General features: G+C 70.7%; 18 protein-coding genes. 4 read left to right on the forward strand and 14 right to left on the reverse strand.

Translation table 11 applies throughout. The annotated features are described in order from the left end of the window. Window positions 1–61: 61 nt before the first annotated feature. The 13 genes from MK181_04255 to MK181_04315 form a co-directional block, all read right to left on the reverse strand. Window positions 62–1,969 (reverse strand): S9 family peptidase, encoded by a 1,908-nt coding sequence (locus MK181_04255; protein ID MCH2419011.1) that lies wholly within the window; start codon window positions 1,967–1,969, stop codon window positions 62–64. Between the two features lie 65 nt (window positions 1,970–2,034). Next, a complete protein-coding gene (locus MK181_04260; GenBank protein ID MCH2419012.1) occupies window positions 2,035–3,234 on the reverse strand; it encodes a pyridoxal phosphate-dependent aminotransferase in 1,200 nt (399 codons plus the stop codon). A 166-nt stretch (window positions 3,235–3,400) separates the two neighbouring features. Beyond that, complete coding sequence (locus tag MK181_04265; GenBank protein ID MCH2419013.1) at window positions 3,401–3,814, reverse strand: hypothetical protein; 414 nt, start codon at window positions 3,812–3,814, stop codon at window positions 3,401–3,403. Window positions 3,815–3,851: 37 nt separating this feature from the next. After that, a complete protein-coding gene (locus MK181_04270; GenBank protein ID MCH2419014.1) occupies window positions 3,852–4,484 on the reverse strand; it encodes a hemolysin III family protein in 633 nt (210 codons plus the stop codon). Between the two features lie 106 nt (window positions 4,485–4,590). Next, window positions 4,591–4,887 carry a hypothetical protein gene (locus MK181_04275; protein ID MCH2419015.1) on the reverse strand — a complete coding sequence of 99 codons (297 nt, stop codon included), beginning with the start codon at window positions 4,885–4,887 and terminating at the stop codon, window positions 4,591–4,593. Continuing rightward, window positions 4,884–5,567: an AzlC family ABC transporter permease gene (locus MK181_04280; protein MCH2419016.1), complete on the reverse strand. Its 684-nt coding sequence runs from the start codon at window positions 5,565–5,567 to the stop codon at window positions 4,884–4,886. Before MK181_04280 ends, MK181_04275 begins: the two co-directional genes overlap by 4 nt. A gap of 11 nt (window positions 5,568–5,578) precedes the next feature. After that, window positions 5,579–6,097, reverse strand: a complete 519-nt coding sequence (locus MK181_04285) for a hypothetical protein (GenBank protein MCH2419017.1) — start codon at window positions 6,095–6,097, stop codon at window positions 5,579–5,581. Next, on the reverse strand, window positions 6,094–6,789 hold the full coding sequence (locus MK181_04290) for a PaaI family thioesterase (protein MCH2419018.1): 696 nt from the start codon (window positions 6,787–6,789) through the stop codon (window positions 6,094–6,096). Before MK181_04290 ends, MK181_04285 begins: the two co-directional genes overlap by 4 nt. Before the next feature lie 52 nt (window positions 6,790–6,841). Beyond that, the gene (locus tag MK181_04295; protein ID MCH2419019.1) at window positions 6,842–7,870 is read right to left on the reverse strand and encodes an acyl-CoA/acyl-ACP dehydrogenase; all 1,029 of its coding nucleotides are present in this window, start codon (window positions 7,868–7,870) and stop codon (window positions 6,842–6,844) included. 11 nt (window positions 7,871–7,881) lie between these two features. Continuing rightward, the gene (locus MK181_04300; GenBank protein ID MCH2419020.1) at window positions 7,882–9,048 is read right to left on the reverse strand and encodes an acyl-CoA dehydrogenase family protein; all 1,167 of its coding nucleotides are present in this window, start codon (window positions 9,046–9,048) and stop codon (window positions 7,882–7,884) included. 3 nt (window positions 9,049–9,051) lie between these two features. Beyond that, window positions 9,052–10,146, reverse strand: coding sequence for a nitronate monooxygenase (locus MK181_04305; protein MCH2419021.1), 1,095 nt, complete (start codon window positions 10,144–10,146; stop codon window positions 9,052–9,054). 7 nt (window positions 10,147–10,153) lie between these two features. Further along, on the reverse strand, window positions 10,154–10,915 hold the full coding sequence (locus MK181_04310) for a CoA-transferase (protein ID MCH2419022.1): 762 nt from the start codon (window positions 10,913–10,915) through the stop codon (window positions 10,154–10,156). Next, window positions 10,912–11,796, reverse strand: coding sequence for an acyl CoA--acetate/3-ketoacid CoA transferase subunit alpha (locus tag MK181_04315; GenBank protein MCH2419023.1), 885 nt, complete (start codon window positions 11,794–11,796; stop codon window positions 10,912–10,914). The genes MK181_04310 and MK181_04315 overlap by 4 nt, the downstream gene beginning before the upstream one ends. 133 nt (window positions 11,797–11,929) lie before the next feature. Between MK181_04315 and MK181_04320 the strand changes: the two genes are divergently transcribed. Continuing rightward, entirely contained in the window at window positions 11,930–12,736 is an 807-nt protein-coding gene (locus MK181_04320) for an SDR family oxidoreductase (protein MCH2419024.1), read from the forward strand. Between the two features lie 15 nt (window positions 12,737–12,751). Next, the gene (locus MK181_04325) at window positions 12,752–13,267 is read left to right on the forward strand and encodes an SET domain-containing protein-lysine N-methyltransferase (GenBank protein ID MCH2419025.1); all 516 of its coding nucleotides are present in this window, start codon (window positions 12,752–12,754) and stop codon (window positions 13,265–13,267) included. An 18-nt stretch (window positions 13,268–13,285) separates the two neighbouring features. On the opposite strand, the gene MK181_04330 is transcribed toward MK181_04325, so the two are convergent. Beyond that, entirely contained in the window at window positions 13,286–13,549 is a 264-nt protein-coding gene (locus MK181_04330; GenBank protein MCH2419026.1) for a hypothetical protein, read from the reverse strand. 172 nt (window positions 13,550–13,721) lie between these two features. Here MK181_04330 and MK181_04335 point away from each other — a divergent pair, with 172 nt between their 5' ends. Together MK181_04335 and cobA are read left to right on the forward strand one after the other, a co-directional pair. Beyond that, the gene (locus MK181_04335; protein ID MCH2419027.1) at window positions 13,722–14,351 is read left to right on the forward strand and encodes a bifunctional precorrin-2 dehydrogenase/sirohydrochlorin ferrochelatase; all 630 of its coding nucleotides are present in this window, start codon (window positions 13,722–13,724) and stop codon (window positions 14,349–14,351) included. Further along, a complete protein-coding gene (cobA, locus tag MK181_04340) occupies window positions 14,348–15,115 on the forward strand; it encodes a uroporphyrinogen-III C-methyltransferase (GenBank protein MCH2419028.1) in 768 nt (255 codons plus the stop codon). Before MK181_04335 ends, cobA begins: the two co-directional genes overlap by 4 nt. Window position 15,116 lies beyond the last annotated feature (1 nt).

Raw genomic sequence — 15,116 nt, forward strand, 5'->3', positions numbered from 1 at the left:
GTAGACGACGTAGTCGGCTCGGCGACAACTCGTCGATCCTTGCCCGGCCTGTCGGGGCTGCTCAGGCGCCGCCGCCCTCCACGGCCAGGGGTGGAAGGTCGTCGGCGGGTTTGAACCCGAAGCTGTCGGCGAAGAAGGCCAGCTCGGCCTCTACGGCCCGAATCACGTTGGCCGCCTTCCGGAACCCGTGGCCCTCGTCCGGGAACTCGATGAGGGCGTACGGCACGCCTCGGTCGCGCAGAGCGTCGGCCATGGCGTGGGCCTGGGCGGGCGGCACCACGGCGTCCTCCGAGCCCTGGAGCAGCAGGAGGGGCGTGGACAGGCGATCCACGTGGTGAATGGGCGACCGCTCCCGGTAGACGGCTTCGTCCTCAGGCCAGCGGCCAACCAGGCGGTCCAGGTAGCGGGCCTCGAACTTGTGCGTGTCGGCGGCTAGGGCGGCCAGGTCGCCAATCCCGTACCGGCTGGCCCCGGCGGTGAACACGTCGTGGAAGGTCAGGGCGGCCAGCACGGTGAAGCCGCCGGCGCTGCCGCCCCGGATGGCCAGGCGGTCCGGGTCGACCCGGTCAGCGTCGGCCAGGTGGCGGGCCACGGCCACACAGTCCTCGACGTCCAGGATCCCCCATCCGGCATGCAGACGGTGCCGGTACTCCCGTCCGTAGCCGGTAGAACCCCGGTAGTCGACGTCGGCCACCGCAAATCCCCGGCTGGTCCAGTAGGTCACGGCCAGCTGCAGTTGGGTGCGCACCGAGCCGGTAGGGCCGCCGTGGACCAGCACCAGCAGCGGGGGGCGTTCGCCGGCTGGGCCCTCATGGTCGGGGCTGGTGGGCGGGTGGATGATGGCGTGGGCTACTTCGCCCCCCGTCGTCGGGAAGGTCACCGGTTCGGGGCGGGAAAACCAGGTGGGGTCCAGGCCCAGGTCGCGGGGTGCCCGCAGGGTGCGGACCCCGGATGGGTCGACTGCCACCACGGCCGGCTCGGTGGTCCACCCGGCAGCCACGGCGATGATCCCGTCCCCGTGGGCGGCCAGCGACCCTAGTGAGGTGGCCGGCCCGTCTCCCGACGGGACTGACACCTCGTCAACGGTGCCGTCGGGTCTCCGCACGGCTAGGCGATCGACGCCGCCCTCCCTGCGGACGAACCACAGGTCTCCGCCGACGAAGGCGTACCGGGACAGGCCGAACACCCACTGGGGGGTGGCCACCTCGGCCTCGCCGCCGGTCAGGGCCTCCAGGTCGCCGGTGTCGGGGTCCACCCGGTGCACGTGCCACCAGTCTCCCCGGTCGGTGACCACGTGCAACATCCCGTCAGACCGCCACTCGGGCTGGAAGAACGACTCGCCCCCGGCGGCTACGCACCGTGCATTGGACAAGGTGCACCCCTCGGTGTCGGCAACCAGGTCGGCCACCCACAGTTCGGTGTCGTCCCACGGCAGGTTGGGGTGGTTCCACCGAACCCAGGCCAGGCGGGTTCCGTCCGGGGAGACCCGGGGCCAGGCCACGAAGTCAGCGCCGGTGGCGAGCACGTCGACCCGCATCGACCCGTCGGTGGCTACGGCTACCAACTCGTTGGCCGGCTCGCCACCTGCCTGGTCGACTGGGTGGGCTTCGCGAACACACACGTACCAGCAACCGTCCGGTGTGGTCCGGCCGTCGGCGTAACGCAGGGCCCTGGGGGCGTCGGGCTCGGGGGTCAGTAGCACGGGACCACTGTCCGGCGTCCGGCGCACCAGCCGCTCGTGGGACCGGTCGGAATGAATGAGGACGCCGTTGGCCACCCACCAGGCCCCTCCGCCGTACTCGTGGACACCGGTCCGCACGTCGACGCCCGGCGGGACCATGTCGGCCACTGTGCCGTCGGGCGAACGCCGGACCACCACGGTCCGCCCACCCTCCTCGGGCCGGCCCTCGGCCCACCAAACATCCCGACCGTCGACCACCACCTCGGCTAGGCCGACCGCGCCGGCCACCAGGGACCCGGCGGTGATGGGCGACGCCCAGCTTCCGTAAGGCAGGACCCGGACCATGGTCCCGGTCAGGAGGTGAGCAGGTCACCCATGCGGGTGAGACCTTCGCCCAAGTCGTCGTCGCCCAGGGCGAACGACAGCCGGGCGTAGCCGGGGGCGCCAAAGGCCTCGCCGGGCACGATGGCTACCTTGGCCTCCTCCAGGATGATGGTCGCCAGCTCCGAGGTGGTGGTGGCCACCCGGCCACCGATCTTCCGCCCCAGGAAGGCCGTCAGGTCGGGAAAGGCGTAGAAGGCGCCCTGCGGGGTGAGTAGGTCCACACCGTCGATGGCCCGCAGCAGTTCGACCATCCGTCGGCGCCGGCGGTCGAACGAGGCCCGCATCTCCTCGACGGCGGTCAGATCTCCGGTAACGGCGGCCAGGGCGGCCCGCTGGGACACGTTGGCCACGTTGCTCGTGCCGTGCGACTGCAGGTTGCTGGCCGCCCGGATGAGGTCGGTTGGCCCGATCATCCACCCCACCCTCCAGCCGGTCATGGCGTATGTCTTGGCCACACCGTTGACGGCCACGAAGTGGTCGGCCAGCTCCGGGACCAGGGCTCGCATCGAGTGGTGGACGTGGTTGTCGTAGATCAGGTGCTCGTAGATTTCGTCGGCGATGACCCAAATGTCGTGTTCCACGGCCCACCGGCCGATGGCCTCCATCTCGTCGGCGGGGTAGACGGCACCGGTCGGGTTGGAGGGTGAGACGAACATCAGGGCTTTGGTAGCCGGAGTGCGGGCTGCTTCCAACTGGTCGACGGTGACCCGGAAGCCGGACGCCGTGTCGGTGGACAGGGGCACCGCCGTACCCCCAGCCAGGGCGATGGACTCCGGGTAGGTGGTCCAGTACGGGGCCGGGAGCAGCACCTCGTCGCCGGGGTTCAGCAGGGTGGCGCACGTGTTGTAGACGGCGTGCTTGCCGCCGTTGGTGACCAGCACCTCGGCCAGCTCGGGTCGCCAACCCGAGTCGCGTTCCGTCTTGTCGACCAGGGCCTCGCGGAGGTCGAGCAGGCCACTGGCCGGCGTGTACTTGTGGTTGGCCGGGTCCAGGCAGGCGGCGACCGCAGCCTCCACGATGTGGGTTGGGGTGGCGAAGTCCGGTTCGCCAGCGCCGAAGCCGATGACCGGCTCACCGGCCGCTTTCAGAGCCTTGGCCTTGGCGTCGACGGCCATGGTGGCCGACTCGGCGATGGCGCTGATGCGTCGGGACAGGCGTTCGGTGGACATGGGACTCCAGTCGGGGAACTCGGAAGATCCCCAGAAGCCTGCCACCGTCGCGGCCGATCGGCGACCGGATTAGGCGGTGTGGCCGTTGGGGCCGGCCCGGGCCCGGTCGTGGGGTGATGGTCACCCGGGGTGCCCGACGGGTCGACGAGGCGGCTCCGCGGTGGGTTCAGTCGCAGGCGGTGAAATAGGGCGCCAGGTAGGCCCGAGCCAGGTCGCCGTGGGCCTGGTGGGACAGCCCCTGGAAAGCGGTGCAGGCCAGGTCGGTCAACTCGGCGTCCCCGCAGCCCAGGTCGGCGGCCCGAGCGGCGAAGACGTCACGACGCAGCACGGGGTTCAGGTCGGCGAACGGCTGGCTGGGATGGTCGGTCTCCAGGTCGGCCAACGTCCGGTTGGCCAGCCTGTCTAGGACTTCCTCTGCGGTGGCCCGACCGGCGTCCACCAGTTCGGCACACGTTGTGGCGCGGACCGGGTCGGTGACCGGCTCCGACCCGCACGCCGGACCCGCCCCTGCGACCAGCACAAGGGCACAGGCCGATGTCCGCCACCACCCGAGCCGGTTTGCCGGGTCGCCGACGATCACGGCGACGACCGTACCGCCGGGAACCCTGGGAGCCCGGTCAGGCGGTGACCACGAGGGCCACCACCCCGAAGTGGGCGGCCACCGCCGTGGTGACCAGTGTGTGCCAGACCTCGTGGTAGCCGAACACCTCCGGGTACGGGTCCGGCCACCGGGCGCCGAGCATCAGGGCGCCGCCGCTGTATAGGAGCCCCTCCACCACCACCAGCAGGATGGCCAGCGGTTCGAGGCCGCGGAACAGGTCCGGCGCAACCACGATCGGCACCCAGCCCAGGGCCAGGAACAGGGAGTTCATCAGCCCCTTCGGAGGGTGGAAGGGCAACAGACGCAGGCCCACCCCGATGGCCGCCCCGATCCACACCGCCCACAGGAGCAGGGTGGCCGACCGACCCTCCAGGACACTCACCCCAATCGGGGTGGCGCTGGCCGCGATCAGCACGAAGATGGCCGCGTGGTCGAAGCGGAAGAGCCCCTCCCAGACCGGGATCGGCCACCGCCGCAGGTGAACCAGGCTGCTAGCCACGAACATGAGGAGGGCGCCAGCCACGAAGACCGCGGCCCCTACCCGGTCGCGACCCGCCGGGGCCGTCGACACCAGCCAACCACCAGCCACCACAGTGGCCGGGACGGCGACCCGGTGCATCACGCCGCGCCAGCGGGGTCGCGGCAGCACCAGAGAACGTTGGACGGAGGGAGAGACGCCCCCGAGGTCCGGCCTCGGGTCAGAAGGTGGCTCGACCCGGCTCACCCTGTCGAACTTAGACGGCGACTCCAGGGGCTCAGGTGACCAGCCGGACCACCGCGGTACCCGCCATGGCCACCAGGACCACCGCCACGAAGGGGGCCCGCCGCCACACGGCGATGGTGGCCAGGCCTACCCCGGCCACACGGGCGTCGATCACGAGGGCTGGCCCGTCAGCCACAGTCATCAGCACGATGATGGCCGAGAAGAGGGCAGGGGGCAGGAGCACGGTCACCGGTTCGAGGGCTGCTGCAAAGCGGGTGCCGGCCACCAGGCCGAGCAGCTTGAACGCGTAGGCGCCCCCGGAGATGACCAGTACAGCCGTCCAGCTCACGTCCCGTCTTCCCCGCCCGGTCCCGCCAGCCGGCTCCGTCGGATCCATAGCCCAGGCAACACGGCCAGGGCGGCCAGCAGCATGGGAACCCCAGCCGCAGTGGTCGGCACGGCCACCACCGCGATGGCCCCACCCCCCAGGGCAGCGGTCCACCCGGGCCGGGTTCGGACGTGGGGCACCAGCAGGGCCACGAATGCGGCCGGGAAGGCGGCGTCCAGCCCCAAGACGCCCGGGTCGTCGAACGTCCCGCCGAGGGCCACCCCGAGCAGTGTGCCGACGTTCCAGAAGGCGAACAGCCACAGGCCAGTGAACCAGAAGGCGTCCCGGGATCGTTCGGCGTCCGGTTGGACGCTGGCCACCGCCGTCGTCTCGTCGATCACGAAGTGGGCGGCCAGGGCCCGCCGCAGTGGCCCGTCTCGCAGTGACGGGGAGAGCACCGGTCCGTAGAGGGCATTGCGGGCCCCGACCAGCAGGGCGCTGCCTACGGCGGCCACCGTCGTCCCGCCGCCGGCCACTACCGACACGGCCGCGAACTGGGAGGCCCCGGTGAAGGTCAGTACCGAGAGCGCTGAGGCCTTCCCTAGTCCCAGGCCGGTGCTGTCAGCGAACACCCCGAAGGTGACGCCGATCAGGAAGCAGGCCGCAGCCAGTAGAAAGCCGTCGCGTCGGTGCGGCGGCATCCGCCGGGGGTTCAGCACGGCGGCCCCAGGCGATCGACTAGCCGGTCGATCAGGGTGGTCAGAGTGGCCGCGCAGGCGTCGAACTCCCCCTGGTCACCGGATGCCGGGTCCACGACCTCCTCCCACTCTTCGACCTCGACGGTGGCCAGAGCCATCGACGCCAGCCGTTCGGACAATGGACCGTCGGTCGGCAGGTGGCGGGCCAGGCGGGGCAGGGTGGCTGTGCGGCCGGCTACTTCCGGGAAGTGCCGTCGAACCCACGCCACCTGGCTGGGTTCCATGGCCACAACGAGGGTGGCCGAGGCGTCGTCCGGTCCGAACTGGCGGCTCCGGTGGTCGGGGTCGGACAGCCCGTGGTCGGCCAGCGCCTGGCGGGTCCGCTGGCTCATGGGCAGGCCCTCCAGGACCAGCGTGCCGGCACCCACCGCCCGGTAGCCAGGTGCACGGGCAGCGAACATGGCCCGAGCCATCACCGAGCGGGCAGCGTTGCCGGTGCACAGGAAGCAGATGGTGGGCCGGTCGGCGGTCACCCGTCGCCCTCCGTGGTCCCACCGGCGGCCTCCTGGGAACGCCGGGGGATGGACACGAAGAGCGCTTCGGCCTCGGCTGTGACGTCCTGGCCTCCGTCGGCCCTAGGGGCCAGGCAGCGGGCCCGAGCCACCAAGCGGCGACCGGAGTGACGGACCACCCGGGCCTCGAACCGCAGGTCGACGTCCAACGGGGTGGGCTGCCGGTATCGGATGGACAGGCGCCCGGTGACCACCGGTCCGGCGTCAACCAGGCTGGGAACCCCGCTCAGGACGTCGTCGAACAGTCCGGCCACGTAGCCGCCGTGGACCCGGGCTGGGGGACCCTCTCGGGACCGGTCTAGGAGGACCTCGCCGATGATCACCGGCTGGCCGTCGTCGTCGGTACCGGTGGTCACCCGCAGCGGTGGGGCCAGCGGGTTCCGGTCCCCCCGGAAGAGGCTGTGGTCGCCGGCTTCCTCTCGCAGGCGAACCGCGAGGTCGTCGTCGATCTCGTCGACGGGAACCTCGTACCACCGGCGGCGGTCGGGGGCCTCCAAGGCCCGACGGGCCGCCGCGACGTATTCGCGGGCCGCCTCTAGCGCCCCGGGGTCTGCTGCCGACCGGTTCACGGCGGCGATCAGGGACCGGACCTCGTCGGCCAGGTCCCACCCGGCACGGCGAGACGTCGCGCCGTCGGCGGGGAGGTCATCCATGGGGCTGCAGTCTGGCGGCTAGGGGAACGTGCGGCGCAGCCGGATGACCAGGTCAGGCGGAAAGGCCCAGTCGGGTGGCAATCCGACGGCGGTGCCAGCGTGCGTCGCCCCACGAGGCGGCCAGCACCCAGCCTCGCTTCAGCCACAGTTGGAGGTCGTACTCGATGGTGTAGCCGATGGCGCCGTGGCACTGGAGGGCTGACCGGCAGGCCCGGTCTACGGCGTCGGAGGCGGCAGCCTTGGCCATCGACGCGTCGACGGCCACCGACCCGCTCTCCTCCGGGCTCTCCCCCGCGGCCAGCGACCAGGCGGCCAGGTGGACGAGGGGCCGGGCGAACTCCAGGGCGATGGCCACTTCGGCGCAGTGGTGTTTGACGGCCTGGTTGGCCCCCACTGGCCTGCCGAACTGCTCCCGGTCGGCCACGTAGGCCACGGTCAGGTCTAGGAGTCGCTGGGCCACGCCGACGGCTTGGGCGGCGGCCGCCCAGGCGCCGCGGTCCACGCAACGGTCGACGACTGCCGAATCGTCGGACAGCAGCGTGTCGGGTGCCGGCGTCCAGTCCACGCTGGCCAGGCGGCGGGAACGGTCCACGCTCTCCTGTTCGACGCAGGCCAGCCGGTCGGCGGGTACGGCGTGGAGTGCACCGTCGGCGGCCAACAGGATCAGGTCGGCCTGTGCGGCAGCCGGGACAAGATCGTCGACAGGCGAGGCAACGGTCACGACCGCGTTGCCGGTGGCCGCCCGTCCAAGCCACTCCCCGACCAGCTTGTCTGAACCGTGGTCGCGGAGGAGGGGAACGGCAACCGCTGCGTGCTCGGCCACCGGCTCTGGACAGGCGGCACGGCCCAGTTCTTCCAGCAGGAGGACCAGGTCGACCTCATCCATGCCCAGCCCGTCGCACGACCCGGGAGCTGTGAGGCCCAGTACGCCGGTCGCCGCCAACGTGTCCCACAGGCCGTCGACCCAACCGGCAGGGTCGTCCCAGGAGGCCCGCACGGCTTCTGGCGGGCAGGTGCCGTCCAGGATGTCGCGGAGGGTCTCAGCGAACAGGCGCTGGTCGTCGGAGAAGGTGGCGTCCATGGTCGGGTCGGTCACTTCCGGGGCAGGCCGAGGACTCGCTCGGCGATGATGTTGCGCTGGATCTCGTTGGTGCCGGCGTAGATCGGGCCGGACAGGGCGAACAGGTAGCCCGACATCCACGAACCACCGTCCACGGCGGCTGGGGCGCCGGCCACTAGTTCGGCCCGGTCGCCGAGCAGTCGCAGTGCCGTGGCGTGGAGTTCCACGTCCAGTTCCGACCAGAACACCTTCATCATTGAGGAGGCTGATCCCAGGTCGCCGCCGCTGGCCAGCCGGGCCGCCGTGGCGTAGGTATGCCATCGGTAGGCTCGGGCCCCGACCCAGGCCCGGACCACCTCGTCAACCAGGTCGGAGTCGGTCGAGCCATCCCCTACTAGTTCCCGGTAGAGGTCGGCTAGACGGTCGGCAGCAGCCAGGAAGCGTCCGGGGGCCCGCAGGTTCAGGCCCCGTTCGCTAGACGTGGTGGCCATGGCCACGTTCCAGCCCTGGCCCTCGTCGCCCAGCAGGTTGGACTCGTGCACCCGGCACTGATCGAAGAACAGCTCGGCGAACGCCGGCTCGCCGTCCAGCCGGCCCACCGGGCGGCGGTCCAAGCCCTCGGAGTCCGCCGGAACCAGCAGGTATGACAGGCCGCGGTGGCGCTCGGCCGACTGGTCGGTCCGCACGATGCAGAACAGCCAGTCGGCCCAGGCCCCCCGAGAACACCAGGTCTTTTGGCCGTCCAGGACGAACCACTCGCCGTCGCGGATGCCCCTGGTAGCGATGGCCGCCAGGTCGCTGCCGGCGTTGGGCTCCGACCACCCCTGGGCCCAGATCTCTTCTCCGGAGGCCATGCGGGGCAGGAAGCGGTCCTTCTGGGCTTCGGTGCCGAAGGCAAACAGGGTTGGGCCGAGCAGCGAGATGCCGTTGTTGTTGACCCGGCCTGGGGCTCCCGACCGGTAGTACTCCTCCTCGAAGATCAGCCACTCCACCAGGCCGACGTCGCGGCCGCCGTAGGCCTCGGGCCAGGACACCACCGACCACCGGGCCTCGTGCAGTTCCCGTTCCCACTGGCGGTGCCGTTCGAAGCCCTCCGGCGTGTCCATCGGGGGGAGCGGCTCGGCCGGGAGGTTGTCGGCTAGCCACCCACGGACCTCATCGCGGAAGGCCTCCTGGGATGGGCTGAATCGGAGGTCCACCGACTAGCCGCCGTCAGGGTCGGGAGCGCACAGGCGGTCGAGGGCCTCGGTGGCCCCGGCCACCATGCGGTCGATCAGTTCGGCACAACTGGGAAGGTCGTCGATAGCGCCGACACCCTGCCCGGTGGGCAGGATTCCTACCTCGGGGTGGCCGTCAACCATGGTGGCCCGGGTGAGCATCGGGGCGTTGGCGGCCATGGCCACCTGGCTCCAGGTCAGGTCGCCTCCCCGCTTCATCCGTAGGCCCTCGGCCAGTAGGTCACGGAGGGACGTCCCGGTCAGCCGGCGGAAGCGCAGGGCGTTGGCCGCTGCCCGAGGGAAGGCCAGCAGGCGGGCCCGCTCCAGCCTGGCCACCATGTCGGTGGCCACCACCCGCTGCGGGGCACCGTCGATGGCCCGTGTAACCACGGTGCCGGTTACCGGGGTAGCCAGGTAGAGGGCCTTGACGGCGTCTGGGACGTCGCTGTCGCTGGTCAGCAGGAAGCGGGTCCCCATGGCGACTCCGGAGGCGCCCCAAGCTAGGGCGGCGGCCAGGCCGCGGCCGTCTGTGATGCCGCCGGCGGCGATGACCGGAACGTCCACGGCGTCCAACACCTGGGGGACGAGCACGGCGGTGGGCACCACACCGGTGTGACCTCCTCCCTCGGCGCCCTGAGCCAGCACGGCGTCCACGCCCCACTCGGCCACCTTCTCGGCGTGGCGTCGGGCGCCGACAGTGGGGACAACTATCACGCCGGCCGACCGCAGACGTTCCACGGTGTCCCGACCGGGGGCCTGGGCAAACGAGGCCACCCGCACCTCGGCGGCAACGAGGTGCTCGACCCGTCGGTCGATGTCGCCGGCGTCGGCCCGGAGGTTGACGCCGAACGGAGCGTCGGTGGCCTCCCGGACCTCGTCGATGGCGGCGACCATCTGGTCGAAGGTCATCGGGACGGCAGCGATGATCCCCAGGCCGCCGGCCCGGGCGGTGGCTGCGGTAAGCCGGGAGCCGGACACCCAACCCATGCCGGTCTGGATGATCGGGTACCGGACGCCCACCAGGTCGCAGAACGCGGTGTGGAGGCGCCGGTCGGCGGTGCCGGGGGTCGTGGTGGACACCGTGGCCTCAGTTGCCGAACTCGGCCTTGCGTAGACCATGGGGATCGATGACTTCCCGGATGAGGCGGAGCTCCTCGTCGGTAGGTAGGCGGGTCTGACCGACCTCGTCACCGACGACCAGCTCGAACCCGGTGGCCTCCACCACATGGTCCACGGTGACGTCGGGGTGCACGGATACGAGCTGCATCCGCTTCTCATCGTTGGCAAAATCGAAAACACCCAGGTTGGACACCACCCGCCGGATCTCGTGCCTGTCCCGCACGGCGGCCGACAGGCCGGCCACCCGGTCGTAACCCGGCCCGGACACCACGTCGACCTCGGGAACGAAGGTCCGGGTGGAGTGGTTGGGCACCCAGTAGGTGGTGGCGTGATTGACCAGGTTCCCTGGGGCACCGCGTAGGCCCAGCAACTGGGCCTTGGGCTTTCGCCAGTCTCCGATTGCAGCCAGGTTCTGGTTACCGCGGGCGTCGATCTGGCTGGCCCCCATGACAATGTGGCGGCGGCCCGACCACACCACGTCGAAGATGTCTCGGTAGGGCATCCAAGCCTCGACCAGCCGCTCGGCGTCTGGGTCTCCTACCGGCAGGGTGTTGGCGGCCAGTACGGAGATCGTGTCGGTCATGACCATGTCGGGCTCGAAGGTGGCCCGGGCCAGGCGTCCGCCAATGATCGGCGTGGTACCGATGGGGTTGCAGAGAATCTCGCCGTCGCCCCGGAAGGCCTCAGCGATGGCCACCGCACAGATCTCGTCGATGGCGACCGGGCTCACGACTCGCTCCCCTCGTCGGACCGGGCGTCCACCCGGGCCAGGTACTCGTCGTGGCTGGGGGCCTCCACGTAGTACTCCCGGAAGGCCTCCCAGGCCTCGGGGTCGCGTGCGGTAGCCGCGTACTCCCGTTGGAAGGCCTCGTCTCTCCCGTAGTCGGGTGGGCACTCGGTGAAGTGGGCGCCCCGGGGGGCCTCCACCACGCCGTCCACGAAGATTCGGGGGATCTTCAGGGTGTGGACTGTGCCCTCGTCGAGGAGGTTCTCGGTGGGCACCACCTTCTCGCACGACAGGTAGGTCCGGCTGGCCGCCTTGGCGAACAGGTCGTCGAAGTAAAGGTCGGGTCCAAGAAACTGGCCGTTGCCGGCGGCGTCGGCCCGGTTCATGTGCACCAGGGCGGCGTCCAGGCGAAAGGCCGGGATGGCCACAAGTTCCTCGTGGTCGCCACCCTCGTCCGGGTACGGGGAGGCCACGGTCCGCAGTTCCGGGTTCATGGTCAGCATGTCGCTGCCCAGACCGGCCCGGGTCGGGTAGAAGGGCACGCGGTGGGCGGCAGCCAGGAGCCCCAGGTAGAAGGCTCCTTCGTCCAGTTCGGTGAACTCGATGGTCGCCTGCTGGCGGGCGTTGCGGAAGTGGGGTTCGAGGGGGATCGAGTCCAGGGAGACGAAGCCATAGACGGCCCGGCGAACCTTGCCCAGTGCGCATAGGACCCCGACGTCGGGCCCGCCGTAGGTGACGATGGTCAGGTCCTCCAGGTTGGAGCGGGCGATGGCCCGGACCAGCGACATGGGCTTCCGACGGGATCCCCAGCCACCGATCCCGATGGTCATCCCACTCTCCAGCTGGGCGACGACGTCGTCCTCGGTCATCAACTTGTCCGGCACGGGCCCGACGGTAGGGCAGGCTGGACCCGACGGCTAGTCCTGACGGTGTGTCAGAAATGGGCATCGGTCACGGCTCCGATGGCCCGGGACCCGGCGACGGCCCCTGCGCAGCGTCGGCGGTAGCGTGCGGTCCGTGAGTAGGACGTCGGATCCACTGGACTTCACCGGCCGAACGGTCGTAGTGACCGGGGGGACTCGGGGATTAGGCCGGGTCATCGTCCGGACCTTTCTGGACGCCGGAGCCGACGTCGTCACCTGTGCACGGTCGGCTCCCGACGAACCGGTGGAATCGACCGATGGGTCGCGAACGGCGGCCTTCGTCGAGGCCGACGTCCGGGACCCCGACCTGGTGGCAGGCGTGGTAGCTACCGCGGTGGAACAGACCGGACGGGTCGACGTTCTGGTCAACAACGCTGGAGGGGCGCCACCGGCCGACTCGGCCACCGTCTCGCCGCGTTTCAATGAGAAGATCCTGGCCCTCAACCTGACCGCCCCGATGACGGCCTCCCAAGCTGTCTACCCCGTGATGTCCGTCCAGGATGGGGGCGGGGTGATTCTCAATATCTCCTCGGTGAGCGGCGGTCGGCCTAATCCCCTGGGTGTTGCCTACGGCGCCGCCAAGGCGGGCCTCGAGAACATGACCCGGACCCTGGCCCACGAGTGGGGCCCGGCCATCCGGGTGGTAGCGGTAACCGTGGGGATGATCGTGACCGAAGAGGCGGGAGCCTTCTACGGCGGCGAGGAGCGCCGCCGCGCCATCGCAGCCAACCTGGCCGCCAGGAGGCTCGGCAACCCGTCGGACGTAGCCGACATGTGCCTGGTCCTGGCCTCCCCCTTGGCCCGGTGGGTCACCGGAACCAGCGTGGAGGTCCACGGTGGCGGCGAGGGCCCCGCCTATCTGGACGCCGGAAGCGCTGACCCGGGTCTCGCCGGCGACTAGGACGGTCCCGGCCCCGTGCCCACCATCCGGAGTTGGCGGTCGCCGAAGGTTGAGGTCCGCGACGGCTCGGTAGCCGGCCTCGGGGTCTTTGCCCGCGAGCCCGTCGCCGCCGGGGAGATCGTGGCTGTCAAGGCCGGGCACATCGTCCACCGCGACGAGGTGGTCCGGCTTACCGCCGAGATCGGCGACCAGAGCCTCCAGATTCACGACGACCTGTACCTCTCGCCCCGGACAGCCGACGAGGTCGACGAGACGTCGATCCGGATCAACCATTCGTGTAACGCCAACGTGGGGTTCCGGGGCCAGGTCCTCTACGTGGCCATTCGCGACATCGAGGTCAACGAGGAACTGTGTCACGACTACGCCATGGACCGTACCGACGACTACCGCCTGGAGTGTGCGTGCGGCACGTTGTCCTGTCGGGGCACGGTGACCGGAGAGGACTGGAGGCTGCCTGAAGTGCAGGCCCGGTATGAGGGGTTCTTCGTGGAGTACGTCGCCGACAAGATCCGGCGGGCGGCCGCCGACTAGGCCCCCGGCCCCGGTCGTTCAGCGGCCGGTGTCCTCTCCCATCTCGGCCAGGGCGTCGCGCAGCGCCTCCCGGAGCCGCCGGGCAATGCCGGGCGAGAGGTGACCCACCAGGCCCTGTCCTGCCCGGCCCACCTCCTCCACGGTCAGCAAAACCCGGGGCCGGGCGTCGGCGTAGTCGTCGCTGATCCCCACCGCCCACGAGATGGGCGTGAGTTCGTCCTCCTCGTAGTCCGGTGGGTAGTCGGCGGCCTCGAAGGGGTAGTCATCGATGGAGCGACGCATGCGGGAAGTCTGACCCGTGGCCGGCCACCGGCCCCGGATCCACGAATCCCGACTATTCCGATCATATTTTGGTTGAATAGGCCAACTGCCGCCGGTAGGTTTAACCCTAATCCCGACTAGACCTATCAGGTTTCACCGAACCCCTCCCCGTATGAACGCCACCCCGTACCCCGTGAACCTCGATCTCCGGGGCCGCCGCGCCCTGGTGGTGGGCGGGGGCTCCGTGGCGGCCCGCAAGGTCGCTGGCCTTCTGGCCTCCGGCGCCCAGGTCACCGTGGTCGCCCCCGAAGCGGTCGACGAGATCGCCGACGACCACCGGGTCCGGTGGCACCAGCGCCCCTACCGTCGCGGCGAGGTCACCTCGTACCGCCTAGCCGTGACGGCCACTGGACACGAGGCCGTGGACCAGCAGGTCTACTGGGACGCCGAGGCGGCCGACGTGTGGCTGAACAGCGCCGACGACCCCGCCCACTGCTCGTTCACCCTGCCCGCTGTGAGCAGGCGCGACGACCTGCAGGTGGCCGTGTCGACCAATGGCCGCAGCCCGGCCGTAGCCGCCTGGCTCCGCCGCACCATCGACAGCGCCATCGGACCAGAGCACGGGACCGTGCTGGCTCTAGCGACCGAGGTCCGGGCCGAACTCCGGGAGTCCACCGGCACCAGCGAGTCGCCCGCCTGGGTCGACGCCCTGGACGACGACCTGCTGGACCTCGTGCGGGCTGGCGACCGGGACGGTGCTCGGGCACGCCTACGCACCGCCTTGGGTCTCGACGGCCCACTGGTCGACGGAGCGTCGCGATGACCGTCCACTTGGTGGGCGCCGGCCCCGGCGATCCGGAACTGCTGACCGTACGGGCCATGCGCTTACTGGAATCCGCCGACGTGGTCGTCCATGACCGCCTGGTGGATCCCCGGATCCTGGACCTGGTTGCCCCGTGGGCCGAGGTCATCGACGTAGGCAAGCGTCCCGGCGGCCCGGCCGACGCCCAGGCCCGTATACACGAGATGCTGGTCGAGGCGTCACGCAGGGTCGACACCGTGGTTCGCCTCAAGGGCGGCGACCCGTTCGTGTTCGGACGGGGCGGCGAGGAGGCCGTAGCACTGCGACGGGCCGGCGTAGATGTGGCCGTCGTCCCTGGCATTACTTCGGCAGTCGCCGGTCCGGCCGCTGCCGGCATCCCGGTCACCATGCGGGGCCACGCCAGTGGCTTCACCGTGGTCACTGGCCATGAGGACCCCGCGGCGGCCCGCCATTTGGACTGGGACGCCCTGGCCCGGCTGGGCACCACGCTGGTCGTCCTGATGGGGGCTTCGCGTGCCGGGGCCATCGCCGAACGGCTACTGGCCGCCGGCATGGACCCCGACACCCCGGTGGCCGCCATTCAGTCGGCCACCACCCAGGCCCAGCACACCCTTCGCACCACCCTGTCCGACCTGGACGGTCGACCGGTCGACGCGCCCGCTGTTCTGGTGGTCGGGTCGGTGGCTGCGCTCGACGTAACCGACGAGGCCCGACTGGACCGCCTGGTTGCCGACCTTGCTCTCGCCGAACCCCCTGCCCGCTGAC

This window comes from Acidimicrobiales bacterium, from assembly GCA_022452035.1.
Classification (GTDB): Bacteria; Actinomycetota; Acidimicrobiia; order Acidimicrobiales; family MedAcidi-G1; genus UBA9410.